Annotated in this window: 28 protein-coding genes and 2 other annotated features; of the genes, 21 read left to right on the top strand and 7 right to left on the bottom strand. The window is 35.4% G+C overall.

What is annotated here, in order from left to right; genetic code table 11:
- Positions 1–122 precede the first annotated feature (122 nt).
- Complete coding sequence (locus ACSBPO_RS13505; protein WP_442594093.1) at positions 123–521, top strand: VOC family protein; 399 nt, start codon at positions 123–125, stop codon at positions 519–521.
- 82 nt (positions 522–603) lie between these two features.
- On the opposite strand, the gene ACSBPO_RS13500 is transcribed toward ACSBPO_RS13505, so the two are convergent.
- Positions 604–759 (bottom strand): hypothetical protein, encoded by a 156-nt coding sequence (locus ACSBPO_RS13500; protein ID WP_442594091.1) that lies wholly within the window; start codon positions 757–759, stop codon positions 604–606.
- A 181-nt stretch (positions 760–940) separates the two neighbouring features.
- Here ACSBPO_RS13500 and ACSBPO_RS13495 point away from each other — a divergent pair, with 181 nt between their 5' ends.
- From ACSBPO_RS13495 to ACSBPO_RS13470, 6 genes are all read left to right on the top strand, one after another.
- On the top strand, positions 941–1,693 hold the full coding sequence (locus ACSBPO_RS13495) for a DeoR/GlpR family DNA-binding transcription regulator (RefSeq protein ID WP_442594089.1): 753 nt from the start codon (positions 941–943) through the stop codon (positions 1,691–1,693).
- A complete protein-coding gene (gene pfkB / locus ACSBPO_RS13490; RefSeq protein WP_442594088.1) occupies positions 1,690–2,607 on the top strand; it encodes a 1-phosphofructokinase in 918 nt (305 codons plus the stop codon). Before ACSBPO_RS13495 ends, pfkB begins: the two co-directional genes overlap by 4 nt.
- Before the next feature lie 14 nt (positions 2,608–2,621).
- A complete protein-coding gene (locus tag ACSBPO_RS13485) occupies positions 2,622–4,493 on the top strand; it encodes a PTS fructose transporter subunit IIABC (protein ID WP_442594086.1) in 1,872 nt (623 codons plus the stop codon).
- A 111-nt stretch (positions 4,494–4,604) separates the two neighbouring features.
- Positions 4,605–5,402, top strand: coding sequence for a DUF2935 domain-containing protein (locus ACSBPO_RS13480; protein WP_442594085.1), 798 nt, complete (start codon positions 4,605–4,607; stop codon positions 5,400–5,402).
- 54 nt (positions 5,403–5,456) lie between these two features.
- Positions 5,457–5,582, top strand: a complete 126-nt coding sequence (locus ACSBPO_RS13475) for a hypothetical protein (protein ID WP_442594083.1) — start codon at positions 5,457–5,459, stop codon at positions 5,580–5,582.
- A 67-nt stretch (positions 5,583–5,649) separates the two neighbouring features.
- On the top strand, positions 5,650–6,423 hold the full coding sequence (locus ACSBPO_RS13470) for an alpha/beta hydrolase (RefSeq protein WP_442594081.1): 774 nt from the start codon (positions 5,650–5,652) through the stop codon (positions 6,421–6,423).
- A gap of 9 nt (positions 6,424–6,432) precedes the next feature.
- Here the strand turns inward: ACSBPO_RS13470 and ACSBPO_RS13465 are convergent, their stop codons facing one another.
- The gene (locus ACSBPO_RS13465; protein WP_442594079.1) at positions 6,433–7,695 is read right to left on the bottom strand and encodes an MFS transporter; all 1,263 of its coding nucleotides are present in this window, start codon (positions 7,693–7,695) and stop codon (positions 6,433–6,435) included.
- Between the two features lie 150 nt (positions 7,696–7,845).
- Between ACSBPO_RS13465 and ACSBPO_RS13460 the strand changes: the two genes are divergently transcribed.
- The 8 genes from ACSBPO_RS13460 (at position 7,846) to trpA (ending at position 15,723) form a co-directional block, all read left to right on the top strand.
- On the top strand, positions 7,846–8,478 hold the full coding sequence (locus ACSBPO_RS13460) for an MOSC domain-containing protein (RefSeq protein WP_442594077.1): 633 nt from the start codon (positions 7,846–7,848) through the stop codon (positions 8,476–8,478).
- Positions 8,479–8,551: 73 nt separating this feature from the next.
- Positions 8,552–8,793, top strand: a binding site (T-box leader).
- Positions 8,794–9,013: 220 nt separating this feature from the next.
- Positions 9,014–9,262 (top strand) — a binding site (T-box leader).
- A 66-nt stretch (positions 9,263–9,328) separates the two neighbouring features.
- Positions 9,329–10,729, top strand: coding sequence for an anthranilate synthase component I (trpE, locus tag ACSBPO_RS13455; protein WP_442594075.1), 1,401 nt, complete (start codon positions 9,329–9,331; stop codon positions 10,727–10,729).
- A complete protein-coding gene (locus tag ACSBPO_RS13450; RefSeq protein ID WP_442594073.1) occupies positions 10,726–11,337 on the top strand; it encodes an anthranilate synthase component II in 612 nt (203 codons plus the stop codon). The genes trpE and ACSBPO_RS13450 overlap by 4 nt, the downstream gene beginning before the upstream one ends.
- Positions 11,309–12,337 (top strand): anthranilate phosphoribosyltransferase, encoded by a 1,029-nt coding sequence (trpD, locus tag ACSBPO_RS13445; RefSeq protein ID WP_442594071.1) that lies wholly within the window; start codon positions 11,309–11,311, stop codon positions 12,335–12,337. The genes ACSBPO_RS13450 and trpD overlap by 29 nt, the downstream gene beginning before the upstream one ends.
- Positions 12,338–13,126, top strand: a complete 789-nt coding sequence (gene trpC / locus ACSBPO_RS13440) for an indole-3-glycerol phosphate synthase TrpC (protein WP_442594069.1) — start codon at positions 12,338–12,340, stop codon at positions 13,124–13,126.
- Positions 13,123–13,761 carry a phosphoribosylanthranilate isomerase gene (locus tag ACSBPO_RS13435; protein ID WP_442594067.1) on the top strand — a complete coding sequence of 213 codons (639 nt, stop codon included), beginning with the start codon at positions 13,123–13,125 and terminating at the stop codon, positions 13,759–13,761. Before trpC ends, ACSBPO_RS13435 begins: the two co-directional genes overlap by 4 nt.
- Positions 13,736–14,932: a tryptophan synthase subunit beta gene (gene trpB / locus ACSBPO_RS13430; protein ID WP_442594065.1), complete on the top strand. Its 1,197-nt coding sequence runs from the start codon at positions 13,736–13,738 to the stop codon at positions 14,930–14,932. Before ACSBPO_RS13435 ends, trpB begins: the two co-directional genes overlap by 26 nt.
- Positions 14,933–14,937: 5 nt before the next feature.
- Positions 14,938–15,723, top strand: coding sequence for a tryptophan synthase subunit alpha (gene trpA / locus ACSBPO_RS13425; protein WP_442594063.1), 786 nt, complete (start codon positions 14,938–14,940; stop codon positions 15,721–15,723).
- A gap of 191 nt (positions 15,724–15,914) precedes the next feature.
- Here trpA and ACSBPO_RS13420 read toward each other — a convergent pair whose 3' ends face one another.
- Genes ACSBPO_RS13420 through pxpB form a run of 3 tightly spaced genes read right to left on the bottom strand, consistent with a single transcriptional unit; the run spans position 15,915 to position 18,334 of the window.
- Positions 15,915–16,664 (bottom strand): LamB/YcsF family protein, encoded by a 750-nt coding sequence (locus ACSBPO_RS13420; RefSeq protein WP_442594061.1) that lies wholly within the window; start codon positions 16,662–16,664, stop codon positions 15,915–15,917.
- A complete protein-coding gene (locus tag ACSBPO_RS13415) occupies positions 16,665–17,636 on the bottom strand; it encodes a biotin-dependent carboxyltransferase family protein (protein ID WP_442594059.1) in 972 nt (323 codons plus the stop codon).
- Positions 17,627–18,334, bottom strand: coding sequence for a 5-oxoprolinase subunit PxpB (gene pxpB, locus ACSBPO_RS13410; protein ID WP_442594057.1), 708 nt, complete (start codon positions 18,332–18,334; stop codon positions 17,627–17,629). Before pxpB ends, ACSBPO_RS13415 begins: the two co-directional genes overlap by 10 nt.
- A gap of 156 nt (positions 18,335–18,490) precedes the next feature.
- Between pxpB and mnmH the strand changes: the two genes are divergently transcribed.
- Complete coding sequence (gene mnmH / locus ACSBPO_RS13405; protein WP_442594055.1) at positions 18,491–19,567, top strand: tRNA 2-selenouridine(34) synthase MnmH; 1,077 nt, start codon at positions 18,491–18,493, stop codon at positions 19,565–19,567.
- A 44-nt stretch (positions 19,568–19,611) separates the two neighbouring features.
- Here the strand turns inward: mnmH and sda are convergent, their stop codons facing one another.
- Positions 19,612–19,758, bottom strand: coding sequence for a sporulation histidine kinase inhibitor Sda (gene sda, locus ACSBPO_RS13400; protein WP_442594053.1), 147 nt, complete (start codon positions 19,756–19,758; stop codon positions 19,612–19,614).
- 224 nt (positions 19,759–19,982) lie between these two features.
- Here sda and ACSBPO_RS13395 point away from each other — a divergent pair, with 224 nt between their 5' ends.
- Positions 19,983–21,635 (top strand): AMP-binding protein, encoded by a 1,653-nt coding sequence (locus ACSBPO_RS13395; RefSeq protein WP_442594051.1) that lies wholly within the window; start codon positions 19,983–19,985, stop codon positions 21,633–21,635.
- A 135-nt stretch (positions 21,636–21,770) separates the two neighbouring features.
- Positions 21,771–21,923 (top strand): hypothetical protein, encoded by a 153-nt coding sequence (locus ACSBPO_RS13390; protein ID WP_442594049.1) that lies wholly within the window; start codon positions 21,771–21,773, stop codon positions 21,921–21,923.
- A gap of 67 nt (positions 21,924–21,990) precedes the next feature.
- Here the strand turns inward: ACSBPO_RS13390 and ACSBPO_RS13385 are convergent, their stop codons facing one another.
- The gene (locus ACSBPO_RS13385) at positions 21,991–22,173 is read right to left on the bottom strand and encodes a DUF3896 family protein (RefSeq protein WP_442594047.1); all 183 of its coding nucleotides are present in this window, start codon (positions 22,171–22,173) and stop codon (positions 21,991–21,993) included.
- A gap of 225 nt (positions 22,174–22,398) precedes the next feature.
- Between ACSBPO_RS13385 and ACSBPO_RS13380 the strand changes: the two genes are divergently transcribed.
- The 3 genes from ACSBPO_RS13380 (at position 22,399) to ACSBPO_RS13370 (ending at position 23,870) form a co-directional block, all read left to right on the top strand.
- The gene (locus ACSBPO_RS13380; protein WP_442594045.1) at positions 22,399–23,277 is read left to right on the top strand and encodes a gamma-glutamylcyclotransferase; all 879 of its coding nucleotides are present in this window, start codon (positions 22,399–22,401) and stop codon (positions 23,275–23,277) included.
- A gap of 107 nt (positions 23,278–23,384) precedes the next feature.
- A complete protein-coding gene (locus tag ACSBPO_RS13375; RefSeq protein WP_442594043.1) occupies positions 23,385–23,636 on the top strand; it encodes a hypothetical protein in 252 nt (83 codons plus the stop codon).
- Positions 23,637–23,666: 30 nt separating this feature from the next.
- A complete protein-coding gene (locus ACSBPO_RS13370) occupies positions 23,667–23,870 on the top strand; it encodes a DUF6501 family protein (RefSeq protein WP_442594041.1) in 204 nt (67 codons plus the stop codon).
- Positions 23,871–23,933 lie beyond the last annotated feature (63 nt).

The raw sequence follows: 23,933 nt of genomic DNA, 5'->3' as shown, positions 1-23,933 counted from the left end.
TTTTAATTCTATCACTTTCGCCTATACTATCCTACATAAATTTGTTATCAATTAAATAAAAAGGAATTAATGGGATTTTATGGTATAAGTATATAAAAATATTTCTTTTGGAGAGTAAATAAATGAAAATAAACGGCTTAGATCATTTAGTTTTGACTGTATTGAATATTGAAGTCACTTGTGAGTTTTACTCGTCTGTTTTAGGGATGGAAGTGCAAACTTTTGGTGATGGAAGAAAGGCCATTAAATTTGGAAATCAGAAAATAAATCTTCATCAAAAAGAGAAGGAATTTGAACCGAAGGCGCAAAATCCAACATCAGGTTCTGCAGATTTATGCTTTATTACAGATACACCAATTGAAGAAGTAATTCAAGAATTGGAAGAGCAGAATGTTACCCTTCTAGAAGGGCCAGTTTACCGGACGGGTGCTTTAGGGAGAATATTATCTGTTTATTTTAGGGACCCGGATTTAAACTTAATTGAAGTTTCCAATTATTTAAATGGGAATGAAATTTTATAACCTGAATTGATTAAACGTTATCTTCCTATTAATAGTTAATAAATGTATATAGTAAAAAAGGATGGGGAAATTACACCCATCCTTATTTTTTATTAACTTGTTTTCCACTTTTCTTTTGACTTTGGCTTTTACTGTTACCTATTTGAAATTCAGAACCTAATTCAATGTCATTTCGACCTGCTTGTCTAGCTAATGATTGAGATGTTTGATTTTTATCCTGTCTACCTTGTTTAGACATATCCTCACTCCTTTCTACCCATTACTTAGTATGAGTAGAAAATAAGCGTTTATTATAGTATATATTTTCTGATAACGTTCAAAAACGTTCATAATTTTGATTGTTTTTGAAAGAAAATGATTGAAAAGTGTAATCGGTTTCAGTATACTAAATTTATCAAATCTCGATTAGGAGTGTTTGAATGCTAACAGAGGAGCGTCACCGCTTAATTCTACAGCTATTAAAAGAACGTAATGTTATTAAAATAAATGAAATAGTTGAACTAACAAATACTTCTGAATCCACTATCCGCCGTGATTTAACACAATTAGAGGAAGGCAAATTCTTAAAAAGGATTCATGGAGGAGCAGCAAAGCTTCAAGGAAAACTTCAGGAACCAAGTATGTCTGAGAAATCTTCCAAAAACACTCAGGAAAAACGTCAAATCGCTCAGTATGCAGCAAGTTTAGTTGATGTGGGTGATTGTATTTATTTGGATGCAGGTTCAACCATTGCTGAAATGATTGAGTTTTTACCTAAGAAAGATATTGTCGTTGTGACAAATGGATTAATGCATCTTCCGTTATTATTGGAAAATGAGATTACCACCTATTTAATTGGCGGTTTAGCAAAGGGGAAAACGAATGCCGTTATTGGAAGAGGGGCTTTATTATCACTAGAACAATATCGATTTGATAAATGTTTTATTGGTGTAAACGGAATCCATATTGAATTTGGCTATACAACCCCTGATCCAGAGGAAGCAATGGTGAAACAAAAGGCTATTTCTTTAGCACGAGAAGTGTTTGTTTTGGCAGATCAAACTAAATTCTCAGAAATTGCTTTTTCAAAAATTGCGGATTTACATGAATCAACTATTATTACCAATGAATTAGACTCTACAACAAAACAACAATATGCAAGCAAAACATCTATAAAGGTCGTGACAGCATGATTTACACACTTACCCTAAATCCTTCGATTGATTATATTGTAGAGCTTCCAACACTAAACTTAGGTGAATTAAATCGAACAACTGGAGAAACAAAATTTCCAGGTGGAAAAGGGATTAATGTATCAAGAGTTCTTGAAATAAACGAAGTGAAGAATATCGCATTAGGATTTATTGGCGGTTTTACGGGTCTTTACATTGAATCTTATCTTCAAAATGAAAGAATTTTAACTGACTTTGTTCAAGTAGATGGGGATACTAGGATAAATATCAAGCTAAAAACGGCAAAAGAAACGGAAATAAATGCAAATGGACCAATTATAAGTAAGGATCATATTGCACAATTATTGAACAAGATTGAAGCACTTCAGCCGGGTGACATTTTAGTCTTAGCTGGCAGTATCCCTTCTACAATGCCTAAAGATATTTACGAAAGCATCGTTAAAATATGTCATCGTAATCAAGTCGAATTTATTGTAGATGCTGAAGAAAAACTGTTAAAAACCGTTTTACCTTATAAACCATTTTTAATAAAACCAAACCACCATGAATTAAGTGAATTCTTTGAAACGGAAATAATGGATATTAATGATGCACTATATTATGCTCGTAAACTATTAGATTTTGGTGCGAAAAATGTCATTGTTTCTATGGCAGAAAAGGGCGCTATCTTTGTCAATCAAGAAATGGAATTAGTTGCCTCTGTTCCAAAGGGAGAAGTGAAAAGCTCGGTTGGTGCAGGAGATTCGATGGTGGCTGGATTTTTAGCAGCTTTTCAAGATTCAAGTGAATTTATTGAAGCATTCCGATACAGTGTTGCTTCCGGATCTGCAACTGCATTCTCATTAGGTTTATGTGATAAAGAAAAAATTAAACAATTGGTAGAGCAGATAGAGATTCATAACCTTCAAGGGTAAAGGAGAAGACATCTATGAAGATCACAAAATTAGTAACAGTAGATACCATTCTACTATCGATGAGTAGTACTCAAAAACATGATGCGATTGACGAGCTAGTTAAGGTACTCGATGCAGCAGGAAAAATTTCAGATAAGGATGCATTTAGAGAAGCTATATTAAAAAGAGAAGCTCAAAGCACAACTGGAATTGGTGAAGGAATTGCGATACCACATGCTAAAACAGCAGTTGTAAAAGAACCAGCAATCGTTTTTGGTAAATCAGTAAATGGGGTTGAATATGAAGCATTAGATGGACAACCATCACATTTGTTTTTTATGATTGCTGCCCCTGAAGGTGCCAATAATACTCATTTGGATGCACTTGCTCGATTATCAGGAATGCTAATGAATGAAGAAGTTAGAGAAAAATTATTAAAAGCAAGTACTAAAAAAGAGATCCTTGATATTATTGATAGCTATGATCAAGAGGAAGAAAACGAAGATAAACCAGAACAAGTGCAACAGGGGCGAAAGAAAATTGTCGCTGTAACGGCATGTCCAACTGGAATAGCTCACACCTATATGGCAGCTGACTCGCTTAAAGCAAAAGCAGCAGAATTAGGAGTAGATATTAAAGTAGAGACAAACGGTTCTGGTGGAGCCAAAAATATCTTATCAGCATCAGACATTGAAGAGGCAGAAGCTGTCATAATTGCTGCTGATATAAATGTTCAAATGGAACGATTTAATGGTAAACATGTTATACAGGTACCGGTTGCAGATGGAATTCGACGTCCAATCGAATTGATTGAAAAAGGTTTAAAACAAGATGCACCTGTTTATCATCATGTGGCGAGTAAAGAAGATTCAAGCAGCCGATCGAAGAATGGGAAAGTAGGTTTTTACAAACATTTAATGAATGGTGTCTCCAACATGCTTCCTTTCGTAGTAGGTGGCGGGATACTGATTGCCATTTCGTTTATGTTTGGATTTAATGCATTTAAACCTGAAGATCCAAGCTACAATAAAATTGCTGAGGCATTAATGACCATTGGTGGAGGAAATGCGTTTGGATTAATTGTTCCAGTTTTAGCTGGGTTTATAGCATTAAGTATTGCAGACCGTCCAGGTTTTGCCCCTGGTATGGTTGGCGGTATGATGGCAGCAAGCGGTGGTGCTGGTTTCTTAGGCGGTATTATCGCTGGGTTCTTAGCTGGTTATGTTGTGGTAGGATTAAGAAAAGCTTTCTCAACATTGCCACAATCCCTTGAAGGGATAAAATCCATTTTATTATTCCCGCTATTTGGAATTGCCATAACTGGCTTCATTATGTTATATGCAGTAAACGGACCAGTTGGAAAAATAAACACCGGGATTACGAATTGGTTAACCGACTTAGGAACAGGTAATGCTATTCTATTAGGAATTGTGTTAGGTTTAATGATGTCCTTTGATATGGGTGGACCTGTTAACAAAGCTGCATACGTTTTTGGTACGGGTCTTTTAGCAAATGGTGTTTACGAACCAATGGCAGCAGTAATGGCAGCAGGGATGGTTCCTCCATTGGCGATTGCTTTAGCAACAACATTTTTCAAAAATAAATTTACTAAAGAAGATAAAGATGCTGGAAAAGCAAATTATATTATGGGATTATCCTTTATAACGGAAGGTGCTATTCCATTCGCAGCAGCTGACCCATTACGTGTTATTCCATCTATGATGGCAGGTTCAGCATTAACAGGGGCACTTTCCATGATGTTTCATATTGGCTTAAGAGCTCCGCATGGTGGATTTTTCGTAGTACCTCTTGTTGAAGGAGGAGTATTGCAATATATCATCGCTATTTTAGCTGGTTCTATTCTTTCAGCCATCCTTTTAGGAGTTTTAAAAAAGCCAGTTAAATAAAGAAGAAGGAGAGTGACTTTGGTCGCTCTCTTTTAATGTTCTAAAGACATAACCTATCCCCCATCTGAATACATTTAATACGGTTATCTTTGATTCGGAGGGGGAGTGCGAATGTCCAATCAATATGAGGAAGTTGCCCAATTTGAACATCGATTTTGGCTACAGATTTTAGGAGATCACGCCAGATTTATTCATGATTCATTAGCAGTAAGTGAAAAAGAGGCACTTGAGAAAGCGAACCATTTTATCCATGTTTTTGATCAGCTTTTACAGAGTGTAGGTCAATCAGATTTATTAGATATTAGTAACATGGCTGAAAAAGAAGTTTTGATGTTAAAGGAATTTAAATTAAAGTTGCTTGAGCGCCTACTGATAGGGAAGATTAAAATACATCTGTCTCCAACCTTTTTTAACCATATGGTGAATGAATTGGAGGAGTATCAACGACTTCTGGCCTTTTTAAAAGAAGGTAAGGTTCCACCTGTTTTTCATGAGCTACATCATCATTTAGTATGGCTAATAGATGCAGCCGGTCATGCAGGAGCCATTAATGATAATTTAGATCATGTAGAGAAACGATTAAAGAAAACGACAGATGAGTTTGTAAAGACATTTGAGCATTTTTATATAAAGGCGGTCGAGTTGGCAGGTTATTTGAGAACCAATCTATCTTCATTTCCGGCATTAAAAAAGTTTAATCAAGCTGTTTATTTAGAAATGCAAGTTTTTAAAGGTTTTTTACATGAAATAGAAGAGATGGGGCTTACAAAAGAAATGTTAGGAACATTTGCTCCTCTAATGGCTGACCATATGGCCAGGGAGGAATGCTACTATATGACAAAACTAGCTCAGGTTACTGAACTTCCTGATCCTAATTGTGACCCAACAAAGCCGCGCCTGAAGGAATAACAAACTTTGACTAGGGAAAAATAAATCTGAACCACTAAAAAAGGAGTGTTTCGGATGACAAAAAGAAATCTTAAATCAAAGTCTGGTTTACAGAGTGCAAAAAGTTTAACTAGTCAAGAATTTGCCGGTGAAATTCGTCCACAAAATAAAAAGGCAGAAAAGCAAAAACCAAATACTTAATAAAGTTGAAACCAGGGCAAGATAAGATTGCCTTGGTTTTTATTTTGTCAAAAAGGAGGTTCTTGATTTGCCTATATGTCCTTATGAAAATCGTCAATTGTATTTTGAGGATAAAGGGAAGGGTACTCCTATTCTATTTATTCATCCTCCAGGTATGGGGAGAAAGGTCTTCTTTTATCAATACTTATTAACCGAAGATTTTCGCATTATTTTACCAGATTTAAGTGGACATGGAGACTCTAAAGGTAGACAAGAGGAATTTTCCATTCGTGGATATGCAGAAGAAGTGAAAGCTATATTAGATCATCTTGATATTCAAAAAGCAGTAATCTGCGGGTATTCATCAGGGGGGATTGTAGCGCAGGAGTTTGCGACTCTGTATCCTGAACGTATATTAGGCATGATCTTATCAGGAGGTTTTCCGGAAGTAAAGTCAACCTTATTAAAGTATGAACACTTAGCAGGAATGTTTCTGTTAAGGAAGTATCCAAGAGCTTTGATGAAAATTATTGCCGGAAGTCATACGGAAAATAAAGAATTAAAACAAGTACTAATCGATCACATGGAAAAAGCAGATCTCAATGTATGGTATCAATTTTATCAGGAATCATTGGATTATTCCTGTTTAAATAAAGTGGAACAATGGGACTTCCCATTACTGCTCATTTACGGGTCAAAGGATTTTATAAATAAACATATCCGAAACTACCCTAAAGGAAAATTTAAGGCGGAATTTATTGCCAACGCTTTTCATCAACTACCTATGAAAACATGGAAGTCATTTAACCATATTGTTTTCCATTTTATGATGAAAATAAAGTGTAATAAAGAAACACATTGATTTTTCTAATCAATGCGTTTCTTTTGCTTGTGGCTTAATTGCCTTAAATATAATAAAAGCGGCAACAATACTTAATGCACTTAAAAGAATAAATAGTGCTTTTTCATTATTTTTCATCATCAAAGCAACGACAGGTGGTCCCGCTGCTACCCCTATAAAACGCATCGAACTATAGATAGAAGTGATCGTTCCCCGTTCTTCTTTCTCAACACCTTCAGTTATTAAGGCATCCAAGCAAGGCAATCCAGCTCCAATACCTATTCCGCTAACAATAAACATGGAGATTAAATACCAGAGATTATCTGATATCATTAGAAGAGCGCTTGAAATGGCCAATAATAAAATACCAATTAAGGTAATCCATTTCATTAATACTTTATTTTTTTTTATAACCTTACCGGTTATATACGATGATAGGCAAAGAGCACCTAAAGGCAGTGCTAAGAATAATCCTTTTTTTAAGTCTTTAATATCGTAAACTTTTTCAAATATATCCGAGAGATAAAAGAGGATACCAAATAATACAAACATTAACGCAGCGCCAACAAAAAAGATAGCGTATAACCAACGACCTTTTTCAGTAAACGTCTTTTTAACATTGATAAAGAATTCTTTAAAAGGGACTTTTTTGTCATCGTTCTTCGGGCATTTTACTAAAAAAAACATTAGTAAAATGGAAATAGCACAAAAAACAGGAATAGAAAAAAAAGGAAGAAACCAAAGAAAACCTGCTAAAAAAGCACCTAGTATCGGGCTTAATACTTTTCCTAATGTGTTGGAAGTCTCTATTAACCCTAAGGTACTACTTACATCTTCATCATTTTTAAACATATCTCCAACTAACGGCATCACAATTGGAGCAGCTCCAGCAGCCCCTACACCTTGTAAAGCACGTCCGATTAAGATTAACCAATAAGCACCATCCATCTTCCATGCGGCAAAACCAGAAATAAGTCCGCCAATACCAGCGATTAATAAGCTTGGGATAATTACTTTTTTTCTGCCAAGGTGATCGGAGATATAACCTGCGACTGGTATTAGCAAAATAGCTACAATAGAATAGACCGTTATAATCATACTGGATTGAAAAGAGGAAATATTAAGTTTTTTTTCCATAGTGGTAAGTACAGGAATCAGCATCGAATTACCTAATGTCATGATAAGTGGTATAGATGATAGAGAGATAATGGCCCATTTTTGTTTCGCCACTTCGCCACTTTTGGATGATGCTTTTTCATTCTTACACATATTCAATTGTTCAGTATGTTCCATTATATAAATAACCGCCTTTACAATGTGATACTGACATTGCTATTATTATCTGCATTGTTTTTATAAAAAATCTTATGTTTTTTTGGTAATTTTTCCTTTATGTTATAATGATTCAAAATTAACAATCTTTTATTGAAGGGAATCGTATTGATGCAAATACATAAATTGGCTGTTGGTGGGGTAAAAACGTTTGAGTGGAAAAATAAAGTGGAAACTTCAGCAATTGATAAGCATGAAGTGGAAGAGGTGTTCCTTTCATATAATGGATTCGAGGGAGATACTGTTGCTAATCCTAGTTTTCACGGTGGCCCAGAAAGAGCCGTTTGTCTTTATCCATTAGAACATTATCAGTTGTGGGAATCTGAATTTGGTGTAAGTATACCAAAGCCTGGATTTGGTGAAAATATTTCTATTCAAGGTATGAAAGAAGATCAGGTTTTCATTGGTGATACGTATCAAATAGGAGAGGCTGTTATTCAAGTAACTCAGGGGAGAATTCCTTGTTCGACCATATCAAAGTTTAATCAGATAGATGGATTACTAAAGAGAGTAGTCCAAACTGGATATACTGGTTACTTTTTTAGGGTCATACAAGAAGGTGTCATTAAAAATGACTCCAAAGTATCTTTAATCCACCGTAATCCACATCAAATTTCCATTTTATTTGCGAACCAAATTTATTTTCATGATCGATCAAATAAACAAGCAATTGAAAAAATCTTAAAGGTGGATGAACTTGCTGCAGCATGGCGTGAAATTCTTTCTGAACTTCTGACTAAATAGAATTTTATTAATTTTCTAAATTAACACTTGACTTTTATGCTTTACCGTAATAATATAAAAAACAACTTAATCTTATTCGGCGTTGACGAAGAGTAGTAACGATTAAAAGAAACTTAAGAGAGCTGATGGTTGGTGCGAATCAGTGTGGAAATAATCGTGAATGGACTTCCGAGCCTCCAAACCGAACCTTGTTTAGCAGTAGGCTTTGGCGAGTTGTCTTCTCGTTATAAAAGACGGGTATTCATAATTGGATACTGTCAAAGCGAGCTGTTAATCAGCTAATGAAGGTGGCACCACGGGTCTCTCGTCCTTTTTAAGACGAGGGCCCTTTTTGTATTTATTTTTGGCTCTTTTCTGAAACTTTATTGCTTTTTGTTACTAATAAATAAGCATTTCACCAAATAGGGTGTTAAACTCATATGAAAATGAAGAAAAGAGCTGAGCACTTATTAAGAGATCCTGTAAAAATCCGGCTTTAGGGATTTTTACGAAAACGACAAACTATACGAAAACAGCTTTTTTTAAAAATAAAATAGGTAAATCGATGAGTAAGAAGAGTAAATAATGATGAATGTCACAGAGAGTCGGACATAGGTGGGAGTCCGATACAGGAGTCATTATCGAATGGGCTTACGAGAGGCAACCTGAACTTTTAGTAGGGATGCACGGATTTCCACCGTTAAAAGGATAGGATATCGGAATGACCATGCTGTTTTCCCGTATCTGAAGTGGGATTAATTTTAATCCAATCGAGGTGGCACCGCGGTAAGCAATCGTCCTCTATATGCACTATTTTTGTGCATATAGGGGACTTTTTTATTTTCTTTTATGTGACGGGAGGTTGTACCAGATGAATCAAACAGTTCAACATGAGGAATACCTGATTGAAACAATTGAGGGCGATACATTTACACCAATATCACTTTTTCAAAGATTGGTTGGTAATAAAAAATTTTTACTGGAAAGCTCTGCAAAACATGAAAAAGCAGGTAGGTTTTCTTTTATTGGCTCTAATCCTTTATTCGAATTAATTGGAACAAATGAAGGAACAAGTATTTTATATAGTAACGGGAGTCGTGAAAATTTTAATGAAAATCCAATAACTAAATTAAAAGAATTAATTCCATTCAAACAAGGTATGAAAATAGGAGACATTCCCTTTAGCGGGGGAGGAATTGGATATGTCAGCTATGATATCGTAAGACAATTTGAAGAGATTGGCCCTATATTATTGGATGAAATTCAAATGCCAGATATTTATTTTTTGTTTTATGAAGTTTTCATTGTTTTTGATCACTTAGAACAGAAAATTCATCTTATTGGTCAGCCTTTAACAAAAGATACGAAATTGGACGATTTAAAAAAGAAAATCACACAGTTGAAAAATGAAATTATGACGGAGCAAATTCAAAAGGAAAAATCAAATATTAGCTTTTCTCCGTTTACTTCAGAAATCTCTCAAGATGAATTTATGAAAAAAGTTGAGACAGCTAAAAAGTACATTCAAAAAGGTGATATTTTTCAAGTAGTTCTGTCACATCGAATGAAAGCAGCATATGAAGGAGATCCCTTTGAATATTACCGTAAATTGCGAATAAAAAATCCTTCTCCCTACATGTACTTTATCGATTTTGGCGACGCAGTGGTTGTGGGGACCTCGCCAGAAAGCTTAATAAAGGTAAAAGGTAATGAGGTGGTTACCAATCCAATTGCTGGAACTAAACCGAGGGGATTGACAGATGATGAGGATTTAGAAATTGAAAAAGCACTACTTCAGGATGAAAAAGAGCTAGCTGAGCATAAAATGCTTGTTGATTTAGGAAGAAATGATCTTGGTAAAGTATGTCAGTTTGGTTCCATTACTCTGGAAAAATATATGGTAGTTGAAAAATACAAATATGTGATGCATCTTGTTTCTGAAGTTAGCGGAATGCTGCAAGAATCCTATACAGCACTTGATGCACTTATTTCTTGTCTACCGGCTGGTACAGTATCGGGTGCACCAAAAATTAGAGCGATGGAAATTATCAATGAACTTGAGGAGTCGAAAAGAGGTGTTTATTCAGGAGCAGTTGGGTACATCTCTTTGAATGGTGATATCGATTTTGCATTAACAATTCGAACAATGCTGTTGAAAAAAGGGATTGCTTATATTCAAGCAGGTGCGGGAATTGTATATGATTCTATACCAGAGCAGGAATTTCAAGAAACTCTAAATAAACTAAAAGCGTTTTTGGAGGAGACGTCATGATTATATTAATTGATCATTATGATTCGTTTACCTATAACCTATATCAACTTTTAGGGGAGCTGGGAGAAAAAATCCACGTAGTAAGATATGACAAAATTAGTCTCGATGAAATAAAGAGATTACAACCGAAAGCGATTATTCTTTCTCCAGGACCTGGGCATCCCGAAGAAATTCCAGAAACAATCGAACTAATTCAAACTTTTTATAAGAATATCCCTATTCTTGGCATTTGTTTAGGGCATCAGGCAATTGGTTATGCGTTTGATGCAAGCATTACAAAAGCGAGCTCAATCATGCATGGAAAAACCTCAAATATTACCCACAATGGGAACGGCTTATTTGCTTATTTATCACAGCCAGTTGAGGTTATGAGATATCATTCTTTAATCATTCAGAAAGAAAGTCTCCCATACAGTTTTGAAATACTTGCTACAACTATAAGTGACAAAGAAATTATGGCAATAAAGCATAGGGATTATCCGATTTTTGGTATGCAATTCCATCCAGAATCCATAGGAACCAAATATGGGAAACAGTTACTATCTAATTTTTTAAAAGAAATAAAGGAGGAACTAGGAAATGAAAGAGTATCTTCAACGATTAGCTAATCGAGAATCATTTTCTGAAATAGAAATGCAAAAGGCAGTTCAAGAAATGCTGGGAAATGAACAGATATCCGATAGTGAAATTGCAGCATTTTTAGTAGCTTTAAAAACAAAAGGAGAAACGGTAGATGAAATAGCTGGTTTAGTAAGGGCCATAAGAAGTAACACCGTTCCTTTCCAGCGTAAATTTAATAATGCTATTGATAATTGTGGAACAGGAGGGGATGGTGCTTCAAGTTTTAACGTTAGTACGACTTCTGCATTTGTTATTGCAGGATGTGGAATTACAGTAGCTAAACATGGTAATCGAAGCATTTCAAGCAAAACTGGTAGTGCGGATGTATTAGAGGAATTGGGAGTGGAATTAAGTTTACCGACAGAAATGGCTGAGGAGCTATTAGAGGAGATCGGAATTGCCTTTTTATTTGCACCTTCCGTTCATCCAAGGCTTAAGAGAGTGATGAAAGTAAGACGGGAGCTTCAAATACCAACCATCTTTAATTTAATTGGTCCATTAACCAATCCAGTCGATTTAGACACTCAACTACTAGGAATTTATCGTCGCGATTATTTAGAAATTTTTGCAGAGGTATTAAAAAAATTGGGGAGAAAAAGAGCCTTGGTATTAAATGGTGCAGGTCACCTTGATGAAGCGACTCTTGCAGGGGAAAACCATTTAATACTTTTGGATAAAGGTGAAATATCCAGATTGACCCTCCATCCTGAAGAGCTAGGTTTCTCCATTTATCCTAATTCAGCTATTAGAGGTGGAGATTCAAAAACGAATGCGGACATTCTCTTACGAGTCTTAAAGGGAGAAAAAGGACCTTTCAGAGATACAGTACTTTTAAACGCAGGTTTAGCCATTTTTACTTCTGGTGTAGTTGAAAGTATTCCAGAGGGAATTAAAAAAGCTGAAGAAAGTATTGAGTCTGGTGCCGCCTACGAAAAGCTAGTTAAGTTGGTTGAAAAATCACGAGATTATCAGAGAGAGGTTATATAAATGGAAACCATTTTAGATCGGATTATTGCAGAAAAGCGAAAGGAAGTTCAGGATTTACAGGAATTCGCTCAGCTCCCTATAAGCTCTAATAAGGAATATTCGTTCATTAGGTATCTAGAAAAAGCCAATCATTTGGGCGTTATCGCAGAATTCAAACGAGCCTCACCCTCCAAAGGAAATATTAATATAAGGATTGAACCGGATAAACAAGCTAAACTTTATGAAAAAAATGGGGCTGCTGCCATTTCTGTTTTAACCGATTCAACCTTTTTTAAAGGATCATTTCAAGACTTAAAAGCAGTTCGTGATGCAGTTGATTTACCAATACTTTGCAAAGATTTTATTATTGATCCCATTCAAATCGAAATGGCTAAAAATCATGGTGCAAATATTATTTTACTTATTGCTGCAGCTTTAAGTCATTCAGACCTTGAAAAATTATATCAATATGCAAAGCTTCAAAATTTAGAGGTTCTTGTGGAAGTACATGATGAGGAAGATGTCGAGAAGGCTTTAAGGGTTAATCCCAGATTATTAGGAATAAACAACCGAAATTTAAAAACCTTTGAAGTAGATTTAGAGGTAACGGAAAGATTACTTCCTATCATCCAGCCAACTGGTGCTTTTGTGATAAGTGAGAGTGGTATTTTTTCTAGGGAAGATGCCCAAAGGGTTAGAGATGCGGGTGCAAAAGGGATATTAGTCGGCGAAGCCCTCATGCGCAGTAGCAATCTTTCTCTTAGTCTTAAGGATTTAATGGTTCCTACCTCAAAGGGGGCTATCAAGTGAAAGTAAAGATATGCGGAATTCGTGATAAACAAACAGCAAATATATCGGTAAAAGCTGGGGCTGATGCGCTAGGATTTGTCTTTGCTGAAAGTAAAAGACAAATAAGTATTAGTAAAGCTAAAGAAATTATTGCGTCTTTACCAAAAGAGGTTCTTAAAATAGGTGTGTTTGTTAATGAAACGAAAGATAATCTAGTAGAAATTTTTGAAGAAGTAGGATTAACGCATGTCCAGCTTCATGGAGATGAGTCCCCTGAGTTTTGTAACAGTTTAGATTTACCAGTCATAAAGGCAATCTCGATTAAATCACAAGAAGATGTCAAAAAAATAGAAAAATATGATTGTGAGTATATTTTAGTCGATAGTCCATATGGCAAGTATCGAGGTGGAAATGGAACAACGTTTGATTGGCATCTTCTATTAAATCAGGAATTCCAAAATAACAGATTGATTTTGGCAGGTGGGTTAACAATCGAAAATGTCCAAGAAGCGGGTGTCCTAGTGAATCCTTATATGGTGGATGTTAGTAGTGGTGTAGAAACAGAGGGAGTAAAGGACATGAATAAGATTGAATTATTTATCAGAAAAGTTAAATTAGGGGGAGCAAACAATGACAACTTATACACTTCCAGATGAAAAGGGACATTTCGGAACATATGGAGGGAAATATGTACCAGAAACACTCGTTCAAGCCATTACCGAATTAAACGAAGCTTATCAGAAGGTCAAACTAGATCCAAGTTTCTTTGATGAAATGGAAAAACTGCTAAAGGATTATGTTGGAAGAGAAACGCCACTTTATTATGCTGAAAACTTAACGAATCATGCAAAAGGTGCCAAGATTTATTTAAAAAGAGAGGATTTAAATCATACGGGAGCCCACAAAATTAATAACACTATTGGGCAAGCGCTATTAGCATTAAGAATGGGAAAACGAAAAATAGTTGCAGAAACAGGTGCTGGGCAGCATGGGGTAGCAACCGCTACAGTATGTGCCTTATTAAATTTAGAATGTATCGTTTTTATGGGTGCAGAAGATGTTCGTAGACAAGAATTAAATGTGTTTCGAATGGAATTATTAGGTGCAAACGTAGTTAGTGTTGAATCAGGCAGTGCTACTCTAAAGGATGCTGTTAATGAAGCATTGCGTTATTGGGTGGCAAATGTAGAGGATACACATTATTTATTAGGTTCAGTTATGGGACCTCACCCTTTTCCAATGATGGTGAGAGATTTTCAAAGTGTTATAGGTAAAGAGACTAGAAGTCAATTTTTAGAAAGATACGATAAGCTCCCGGATGCCGTTGTCGCATGTATTGGCGGCGGCAGCAATGCAATGGGTATGTTTTATCCATTCATTGAAGATGAAATGGTCCGATTATTTGGAGTGGAAGCAGCAGGACACGGCATTGATACGGATAAGCAAGCAGCCTCATTAACAAAAGGTGTACCGGGAGTGCTTCATGGGGCACTCATGTATCTTCTTCAAGATGAGCATGGACAGATACAAGAAGCCCACTCCATTTCTGCTGGATTAGATTATCCAGGAGTTGGCCCAGAGCATTGCTACTTAAAAGATATCGGCAGAGTGAAATATGAATCTATAACAGATGGTGAAGCACTTGATGCCTTTCAATTGTTAGCAAAACTTGAAGGCATTATTCCTGCTCTTGAGAGTGCACATGCTGTGGCCTACGCTATTAAACTTGCAGGTACTATGGCCAATGATGAAAGTCTAGTCATTTGTCTATCAGGACGTGGGGATAAAGATGTACACACCATTAGAGAAAAGTTGAAAGGGGAGTAATAAGAATGAATCGAATCGAACAGCAATTTTCAGAACGTATGATAAAAGGTGAAAAGCTCTTTGTCCCGTATATTATGGCGGGTGATGGGGGACTTGAAGTGTTAGGGGAGCGTCTTACTTTATTAGAAAAATTAGGTGCTTCTGCCATTGAAATTGGCATTCCATTCTCAGACCCTGTTGCAGACGGTCCTACCATTCAAAAGGCAGGAATTAGATCATTGAAAGCTGGTACAACTTTAAAAGAAGTAATTGAAACATTGGCCGATATTCGATTAAAGGTTCAAATACCACTTGTGGTAATGACTTATATGAACCCTATTTTAGCTTATGGGATTGACCGTTTTGTGACTGATGTCAAACAGTCCGGCATTGATGCATGTATTATTCCGGATTTGCCGATAGAGGAAGAAGACATCATTGCGCCAAAGCTTGAAGCAGAAGGAGTTGAATTGATAAGGCTGGTGACAATGCTAACACCAAAAGATAGAATTAGAAAAATTGCCGAAAGAGGCAATGGCTTTTTATATACAGTTACAGTTAAAGGGATAACGGGAGCTCGAAATGAATTTGACCAAACTCTAGTAAGCTTTTTAGAGGATGTAAAAGAAATTAGCAACAAACCTGTTTTGGCTGGATTTGGTGTATCTAGTCCAGAACAGGTAAGAGAGCTTAGTCAGCATTGCGATGGAGTAGTAGTAGGAAGTCGGATAGTTGATTTATTTCATGAAAACAATTTGGAGGGGATTAAAGAATTAGTGGAAGCTAGCAAATACACTGGTAAATTAGTGTGAGAATGAAAGAGATTTATAACCCTAATGGACAAAATTGCATCAAATAAAAAAAGGAATGTCCATCATAAGGTCTATGATGGACAGAACTGAATTAAATAAAAAGGAAAATGTCCATCATAAGGTCTATGATGGACAAACCTGTAATTGTTTTTCCTGAATTTGTCCATCATTTCATAATAAAAACAACTAAACTACCTCACTTCAATTCCCTCTTTTTCAAAAACGGCACGAATTCTTTTGGCAAATTCTACAGCAAGTGCTCCATCGCCATGCAAGCAAATGGTGTCTGCAACAATAGGAACCAAATCTCCATTCAGTGTCGTAACACGCTTTTCCTTAACCATTTGAATAGTTTGTAAGATTGCTTGGCCTTCTTCTGTGATCAATGCCCCTTTTTCTGTTCTTGGCGTTAAAGTGCCATCATTTTGATAGGTTCTGTCCGCAAATACTTCTTGTGCGACAGTTAACCCGTATTTTTTTCCAGCAGTGATTAATTCACTATTTGCTAAACCGTATAGGATTAAGGTAGGGTCAAAATCGTAAACCGCTTTCGCTACTGCCTCAGCTAAATAAGGAGTCACTGCACACATATTGTATAAAGCTCCGTGAGGCTTTACATGATGTAGCTTAGTTCCTTTAGCTTTCACAAAGGCATGTAGCGCTCCAATTTGATATAGAACCATGGTATATACATCCGTTGCAGATAGATTCATTTCTCTGCGTCCAAATCCTAAAAGATCAGGTAATCCTGGATGTGCGCCAATTTTTACACCGTGATGGATAGCCATTTCTACCGTTTTTTCCATTATTGACGGGTCACCAGCATGATAACCACATGCAATATTCGCAGAGGTAATGTATTTCATCATTTCAGTGTCGTTTCCGACTTTAAATGCACCAAAGCTTTCGCCTAAATCACAATTAAGATCAACAGAAAACATCTATAATTCACTCTCTTTCCATTTTGCTAAAATAATTTTTTTGAGTACTTGTATTTCATAATGTTGTTGTAATGCTAATTGCTGTGCCTCCACCAAAGTAACTTCGCTAAAAGAAATAGAATCACCGATATTAAGCTGAGCTAATCTAGGTAAATCAGCTTGAATAACTTGGGCAATTTTCGGATATCCTCCTGTCGTTTGTCTATCTGCCATCAAGATAATCGGTTGACCGTTGGCAGGAACCTGAACTGAACCAAATGCAACCCCTTCAGTAATCATTTCTTGTTGTTTGCGTAAAGTTAAGTCAGGACCTTGCAACCGAAAACCCATTCGATTAGAGTCTTTTGTAAGAATAAATGACTTAGTCTTAAAGGTTTTAATACTTTCTTCAGTAAATAAAGCATGTTGGCGTCCTTTTATAAACCTGATAGGCTCTTCTTTGAAAAGCAATTGGCTGAAGTTTGAAGATATACGCCAGTTCAATTTTCGATTAGGAGAGATAGAAAAATCCTTTATAGGCAGCAAGTCATTTTTTAATAACGGTCTGCCGTTAAATCCGCCAAATTTTGCTGGAATACAGGTACTTTTACTTCCCAATACTTTTTGGACTGGAATGCCACCCTTAAAAGCAATATAGCATCGGCTACCTTGTTGAACTGTACCAAATTCCAATGTATCTCCTTTTTGGACTATCAATGGTTTATACATAGCAACAGGAATGCCATTTATCGTCGGCGAAAAGTTACCGCCACATATTGAAATCAGTGTATTAACGGAAAAAATAAGAGTTGGACCGATTAAAGTAATTTCTAAAACAGCTTCTGTCTCCTTATTTCCAATAAGGATATTTGCTAGCTTCATAGATAAAGTATCCATAACGCCAGATACCATAATTCCATCTCTCTGATAACCAGTTCTACCTAGGTCTTGTACGGTTGTCAATAAACCTGGTTTTTTTACGATTACTCCCATGGCTTATCCTCCCATTGAAAGTATTCTTTTAATGTAATTGGATAAAATTTTATTCGGTCCCCAGCCTGAAAAAGGGTAGGTTTTTTATTGTTAAAGTTAAATAGTTTAACAGGTGTTCGTCCAATTATCTGCCATCCTCCAGGTGAATCTAGCGGATAAATACCAGTTTGTTTTCCAGCTATCCCAACAGAACCTTGGGAAACTTTTAATCTTGGAGATGTTTTTCTTGGATAAAAGAGCTTCTCATCCAGACCATAAAGAAACGGAAATCCGGGTGCAAATCCAATAAATACAACATCATAAACAACCTTTGTATGTAGCTGAATGATTTCTTCTTTCGTGATTTGTATACTTTTAGCTAGTTCATCTAGATCAGGAGAAAATTCACCTTCATAGCAAACGGGTATTTCAAAATATCGTTTATTTTCATCCGCTAAAGAATGGTAGGAATGGAGAATCTTTACCATTTGTTTTTTAACGTACTGGTAGGGGAAGGGGTCCTTTATGATAAATGGATTATAATAAACTGTAATGGTATTATAGGCAGGAACAACTTCTCGAAATCCATCAAATGGAAAAGCTTGAAGTGTATAAATAACTTGTTGAATTTCTTGGATTGTCGCTTTTAAATTGTCAGGATTACTACCAAACTGAATAAGGATTGCATCTTCACTTAACGGAAGGATGGAATATTCCATGTTTGATTCACTCTTTTCTTAATGCTTTATAACTTAAAGATAACAAATAATTATGAAAATGATAATGGAAAAGTGATAAATACTTCCATTCCCAATCGTGTAAACTTTGTTTAAAATAATAATAGTATAATTTGTATGCTTGAGAGGCGAAATAGCATGTTAAAAGAAATATCAGTAGAAGAATTCATTAAGTTAGCAAAAGCTGTTGCCATTGATGTTCGTTCCCCAATTGAATTTAAAGAAGGTTCTATTCCAGGGGCCATCAATTTACCATTATTCTCTGATGAGGAAAGATCAGAAATTGGAACAATATACAAACAGCAGGGACAAGAAAAGGCAAAATGGAGAGCAATGGAAATCGTATCTCCAAAGATACCGTATCTTATGTCAGAGGTAAAGAAACTGCAGGATAAATCCACGATACCTGTTATTCATTGTTGGCGTGGGGGGATGAGAAGTAAAGCTGTAGCTACCTTTATGGAGTATGCAGGTTTACCTTCTTTAAGGTTAACAGGTGGATATAAAAGTTATCGACAATATATATTAGATAAAACAGAAGAATTACTACCTAATAAAGCAATCGTATTACATGGCAAGACAGGAGTAGGTAAAACAGCGATATTACATCAACTACAGTCGAAGGGATATCCAGTTCTTGATTTAGAGGGAATAGCTGGGCATCGCGGTTCAATTTTTGGATCCATTGGAATCGGTGAAGGAAATAGTCAAAAGAATTTTGATGCACTTCTCTTTTCTGAGTTGGAAAAATTAAAGGATTTCCCATATATCATTATGGAAGCCGAAAGTAAACGAATTGGAAGAGTTGTTCAACCACAAGGGCTATTGAAATTAAAGGAAAATGGACATCATCTTTATTTGGAATTACCTATTGCAACCCGTGTTGATCATATTATGGATGAATACGTTTATCCTTTCAAGACGTTACCATGGTTTAAAGATAAAGTTCAAACAGCTTTAGAAAAAATTGAAAAAAGAATGAAGGACTCCGAGCGTAGATTAGAGTTAAATCAATCTTTTTTAGAAGAAAATTGGCCGTTATTTATCAAAGTTTTATTAGAAGATTATTATGATCCTAGGTATGACCATAAGAAATTAGAATATGCAGGGAATTTTGTTATGTTTGAAGCTGAAGATATTAATCAAGCCGTAACAGACATTGAGAAATATTTAATTAAATTAAATGTACCAACAGCTAAAGCTGTTCTGAATTAATATACTTGAAACAAAAAAGCCGCTGCTATTTGCAGCGGCTTAGCTTATTTACTCGTTTTTTCATTTTTAAATGGTTTCAACCCTCGTCTTCTTATTTCATCTTTTAGAATACGTACCCATTCTTGTTCCTTACCCGACTTCAAAGCATCTCGATACGAAAACACTAATTGCTCGTTACTTAAAATTTTCACTTGCAAACCTCCTCGGATAGGATTTTGAATATTCAGTTTTTTATATTGTAAACCTTTATTTCAAATTTGAAAACCCTAATAAACAATTTATTTATAAATTTAATCTGTTTGTAAATAAAGATTGTCTTCATTTTGAATACGTTTTTAAAATATTGAATATTCTGAAATATGAGATACAATAAAGAAAGGAATGTTATTTTTGGAACTATATGGGAGGGGATAAAATGACAAATTTACTGAACGTAACTATTGGAAAATTACTTGAGGAGAAAGCGGTAAAACATCCTAATCATGAGGCAGTTGTGTATCGTGAGCCGAATATAAGAATGACCTATAAAGAATTTGATGACTATTGCTGTAAAGTAGCGAAGGGATTAATGAGTTTGGGGATAGAAAAGGGCGATCATATTGCCATATGGGCCTCTAATACCCCAGAATGGCTTGCCTGCCAATTTGCAACAGGTAAAATGGGTGGAATACTTGTTACGGTTAATACAAACTATCGGACAGCAGAACTTGAATATCTTTTAAAACAATCAGATTCTAGCACGATTATTTTGATGAATCAATTTAAAGACGCCTCCTATATAGACATGCTTTATGAAATCGTTCCAGAATTAAAATGGTCCAAACCTGGAGAATTAAGCAGTTCGAAATTACCTTATTTAAAAAATGTTATTGTATTAGGTAACCATTCCTATCCTGGAACGTTTAATTGGGAAGATATTATTAATCTGGCAGATGAAATAGATGACAAACGGTTTCAACAGCGGATGGAGTCGTTAGACCCGCATGATGTGATTAATATGCAATATACGTCTGGAACCACAGGATTTCCTAAGGGAGTCATGTTAACCCATTCTAATATCATTAATAATGCTTATAATATCGCAAATTGTATGAAATTAACAGTCGAAGATAGACTTTGTATCCCAGTACCATTTTTTCACTGTTTTGGATGTGTTCTTGGAACAATGGCATGTGTCTCAGTTGGTGCAACTATGGTTCCTGTACAGGAATTTAGCCCAAGAAAAGTTTTACAAATTGTCCAAGATGAAAAATGTACAGGTTTACATGGGGTACCTACCATGTTTATAGCGGAGCTCAATGACCCTGAATTCTCATCATTTGATTTATCATCTCTACGTACAGGCATTATGGCGGGATCTAATTGTCCAATTGAGGTAATGAAGGCTGTAATCGATAAAATGGGAGCTCATGAAATTACCATTGCTTACGGACAGACAGAATCGTCCCCTGTTATTACCCAAACTCGGACGGATGACCCTCTGGAAATAAAAGTAGAAACAATCGGTCGTGCTCTTCCAAATGTAGAAGTGAAAATTGTAGAACCTGGAACCAACAAGGAGGTACCTAGAGGAAATCAAGGGGAATTATGTACACGTGGATATCATGTAATGAAAGGTTATTATAAGAATCCCGAAGCAACATTGGAAGCAATTGATGAAGATGGCTGGCTTCATACAGGAGATTTAGCGGTAATGGATGAAAATGGCTACTGTAAGGTTACAGGCCGATTAAAAGATATGATAATCCGTGGAGGAGAAAATATTTATCCGCGTGAAATAGAAGAATTTTTATATCAGCATCCAAAAGTATTGGATGTTCAGGTTGTAGGAGTACCAGATGAGGTATATGGGGAAGAAGTAATGGCGTGGATAATCCTTAAAGAAGGAGAAAAAGTGACAATAGATGAAGTGAAAGAGTATTGTAAGGGGAAAATTTCAAAGCATAAAATCCCTCGTTATATTCATTTTACGGATCAATTTCCAATGACAGCTTCCGGGAAAATTCAGAAATTTCGTCTAAGAGAACAAGCGAAAGATTTAGTTGATTACATAAGTCCTCAGTCATAAGAAGGAGATCTTAAGCTATAGATTCAATCTAAAGTTGGAGCTTAATTCATTCGCTTTACCAATGTTTACAATTTGTATTTTTAATAAGATAAAAGTACAGAAACAAATGAAAAACATTGGAAGGAGCGATTAAATATGTACGATCATTTATATGTGATAGGAGAATTAGTAAGACAGAGAGAGGAAGAAATTGCAAAAATGGTTTTTGAAGCCAATGCAAAAAGTAAGAAACCATTCATCTGTTATATACCTATTTTAAAAGAAAATAAACAATGTGATTGCTATTAGGGGGCAGGGTTTCTGCCTTCTCTTTTTTTGTTTAAACACTAAAAGAAGCAGAAAATTTCTGCCTCTTTTAAGTTAAAAGTGAACCACGTCCATAATGATTCATTTCTGTTAATTCTATTATATAGTCATAATTAAGGATGGTTTTTTGCAGATTTTCTTTTTCTTCATTAGATAAATTAGGATTGACCATTTTCATTTCTAATTCCAGTTTTAATGCCTCTAATTTTGCTTTAATTTCATTGTAGTTCATTTCCAACCCACCCTTTCACTCTTTTTGAAAATGATGATATGCATTTCTTAATAGGTAAAGAAGATTAACTGGATATGTGAAAGCGTTTTCTTATCTACTATTATTATACAAGTAAAACTTTTATGGTTTTCATTGTATATATTATAAAATTGTGAATTTTATCTTAAATTATTTCTTAAATAAAACTGATAAAGTGTGTTATTCTAGTTTTAAAATAAGGGGGAAATGGTTGTGGAAAAACTTCTAGTATTTGTATATGGTACCTTAAGAAAATATGAACGGAATCATGGTTTATTAAAAACGGCGAAAATCATATCAGAGCAGGCCTGGACTCAGGGCGAATTGTTTGATACTGGAAGGGGTTATCCAATGATGAAACCTTCAGAAAATGAAAAAGTATATGGGGAACTCTATGAAGTTAGTTCAAGCCAGCTATCTAGTCTTGATGCATTAGAAGATTATCAGGTTGGTAGAAAGAATAATCTATATGAACGTGTCACTCAAATGATTTATACCGATTTGGGTACATTTGAGGCTTATGTCTATATTTCTGAAGAAGTGGATCATCAACACCGAATCCCTTACGGCGATTGGAAGGTCTATCAGTTTACAAAAGAAAAACCAGAAAAAGTATTCTATTTTGCTTACGGCTCCTGTATGGATGTTGAAAGATTTGAAAAAGCAGGCGTAAATAGATTCTTTGAAGAAGTGGTGGGGGCTGCGACTTTACAGAATTATTCTATGAAATACCTATTTACCACACATGATGGTGGTCGCGCAGACATCGTTGAGGATGGCGGAATAACAGAAGGGATATTATACGAATGTCCGTATGAGGCTGTGGAATATTTATTTACGCGCGAAGGTTATTATACAGGATGGTACAGAGCTACATTTGTTGATGTATATATTGATGGCAAGTGTTATCCAGATGTATTAACTTTTCATGTTTATGAAAAAAAGGATGAAGTGGCACCACCGGAGCATTACGCTACGGAAATTTTAAGAGGTTCCAGAAATAGAGTAAGCGAAAATTATTACGGGACGCTAATAAAGCAATTAGAAAATTTAAAGGTATCATTTGATTTGAGTAATTGGAAATAAAAACAAAATAAATAAGTACTTGCACCCAAAACTTAGATGATGTTTGAAACAAGCAAATATTGTGGTAAAGAACAAATGCCATCATCTAAGAAAGAGGGTAGATATAGATGACTATTTTTTCTGATTGTGGCTATTATGAAATGGATTTTCAGAATATGCATTTTAGACATTTACAGTTTGTGAGAATGGATAAAATATGTGAAGTCTTGTATGTCACGATGAAAAATGTGCTAACAGGAGAACTGTTAACCTTTGAGCATAATGAAATAAATTGGATTCGAAAAATGGCTTTGACTTCTGAACTTGTTCCTTTACATATAGTAGGTATTGCACAAACACAGGAGCATTCATTATACTAGAAAAAGGAACTAGAAGAAGGAGTGGCAAAATTGATACACCAAATATGGCAAAATAAAGAGACTGTTAAAAAGGTAAAATGCGTTCATACAGATGCAAAGAAATACATTGTTAACAATGCTCTAACCGTTGGAAAAGAGTATGAAGTAAAGAATGAGACAGAAGAATTTTACTTCATTATTGATAACTCAGGAAAAGTTGGCGGATTTTATAAAGAGTATTTTCAGGAAGCATAATCGAAGAAATCAGTACGCAAATAGGCGTGCTGATTTTTTTTTGCAAAAATGGTTGTGTTTTCC

The organism is Neobacillus sp. D3-1R (assembly GCF_052180215.1).
Lineage (GTDB): Bacteria > Bacillota > Bacilli > Bacillales > Cytobacillaceae > Pseudoneobacillus.
Note: the sequence above shows the minus strand (reverse complement) of the source record. Positions and strands in the feature narration are given on the sequence as shown.

Excerpts from the sequence above, each read along its gene's own strand:
- ACSBPO_RS13505 (WP_442594093.1), top strand. The coding sequence starts at position 123 with ATGAAAATAAACGGCTTAGATCATTTAGTTTTGACTGTATTGAATATT.
- ACSBPO_RS13500 (WP_442594091.1), bottom strand. The coding sequence starts at position 759 with ATGTCTAAACAAGGTAGACAGGATAAAAATCAAACATCTCAATCATTA.
- ACSBPO_RS13495 (WP_442594089.1), top strand. The coding sequence starts at position 941 with ATGCTAACAGAGGAGCGTCACCGCTTAATTCTACAGCTATTAAAAGAA.
- pfkB (WP_442594088.1), top strand. The coding sequence starts at position 1,690 with ATGATTTACACACTTACCCTAAATCCTTCGATTGATTATATTGTAGAG.
- ACSBPO_RS13485 (WP_442594086.1), top strand. The coding sequence starts at position 2,622 with ATGAAGATCACAAAATTAGTAACAGTAGATACCATTCTACTATCGATG.
- ACSBPO_RS13480 (WP_442594085.1), top strand. The coding sequence starts at position 4,605 with ATGTCCAATCAATATGAGGAAGTTGCCCAATTTGAACATCGATTTTGG.
- ACSBPO_RS13475 (WP_442594083.1), top strand. The coding sequence starts at position 5,457 with ATGACAAAAAGAAATCTTAAATCAAAGTCTGGTTTACAGAGTGCAAAA.
- ACSBPO_RS13465 (WP_442594079.1), bottom strand. The coding sequence starts at position 7,695 with ATGGAACATACTGAACAATTGAATATGTGTAAGAATGAAAAAGCATCA.
- ACSBPO_RS13460 (WP_442594077.1), top strand. The coding sequence starts at position 7,846 with ATGCAAATACATAAATTGGCTGTTGGTGGGGTAAAAACGTTTGAGTGG.
- trpE (WP_442594075.1), top strand. The coding sequence starts at position 9,329 with ATGAATCAAACAGTTCAACATGAGGAATACCTGATTGAAACAATTGAG.
- ACSBPO_RS13450 (WP_442594073.1), top strand. The coding sequence starts at position 10,726 with ATGATTATATTAATTGATCATTATGATTCGTTTACCTATAACCTATAT.
- trpD (WP_442594071.1), top strand. The coding sequence starts at position 11,309 with ATGAAAGAGTATCTTCAACGATTAGCTAATCGAGAATCATTTTCTGAA.
- trpC (WP_442594069.1), top strand. The coding sequence starts at position 12,338 with ATGGAAACCATTTTAGATCGGATTATTGCAGAAAAGCGAAAGGAAGTT.
- trpB (WP_442594065.1), top strand. The coding sequence starts at position 13,736 with ATGACAACTTATACACTTCCAGATGAAAAGGGACATTTCGGAACATAT.
- trpA (WP_442594063.1), top strand. The coding sequence starts at position 14,938 with ATGAATCGAATCGAACAGCAATTTTCAGAACGTATGATAAAAGGTGAA.
- ACSBPO_RS13420 (WP_442594061.1), bottom strand. The coding sequence starts at position 16,664 with ATGTTTTCTGTTGATCTTAATTGTGATTTAGGCGAAAGCTTTGGTGCA.
- ACSBPO_RS13415 (WP_442594059.1), bottom strand. The coding sequence starts at position 17,636 with ATGGGAGTAATCGTAAAAAAACCAGGTTTATTGACAACCGTACAAGAC.
- pxpB (WP_442594057.1), bottom strand. The coding sequence starts at position 18,334 with ATGGAATATTCCATCCTTCCGTTAAGTGAAGATGCAATCCTTATTCAG.
- mnmH (WP_442594055.1), top strand. The coding sequence starts at position 18,491 with ATGTTAAAAGAAATATCAGTAGAAGAATTCATTAAGTTAGCAAAAGCT.
- ACSBPO_RS13395 (WP_442594051.1), top strand. The coding sequence starts at position 19,983 with ATGACAAATTTACTGAACGTAACTATTGGAAAATTACTTGAGGAGAAA.
- ACSBPO_RS13390 (WP_442594049.1), top strand. The coding sequence starts at position 21,771 with ATGTACGATCATTTATATGTGATAGGAGAATTAGTAAGACAGAGAGAG.
- ACSBPO_RS13385 (WP_442594047.1), bottom strand. The coding sequence starts at position 22,173 with ATGAACTACAATGAAATTAAAGCAAAATTAGAGGCATTAAAACTGGAA.
- ACSBPO_RS13380 (WP_442594045.1), top strand. The coding sequence starts at position 22,399 with ATGGTTGTGGAAAAACTTCTAGTATTTGTATATGGTACCTTAAGAAAA.
- ACSBPO_RS13375 (WP_442594043.1), top strand. The coding sequence starts at position 23,385 with ATGACTATTTTTTCTGATTGTGGCTATTATGAAATGGATTTTCAGAAT.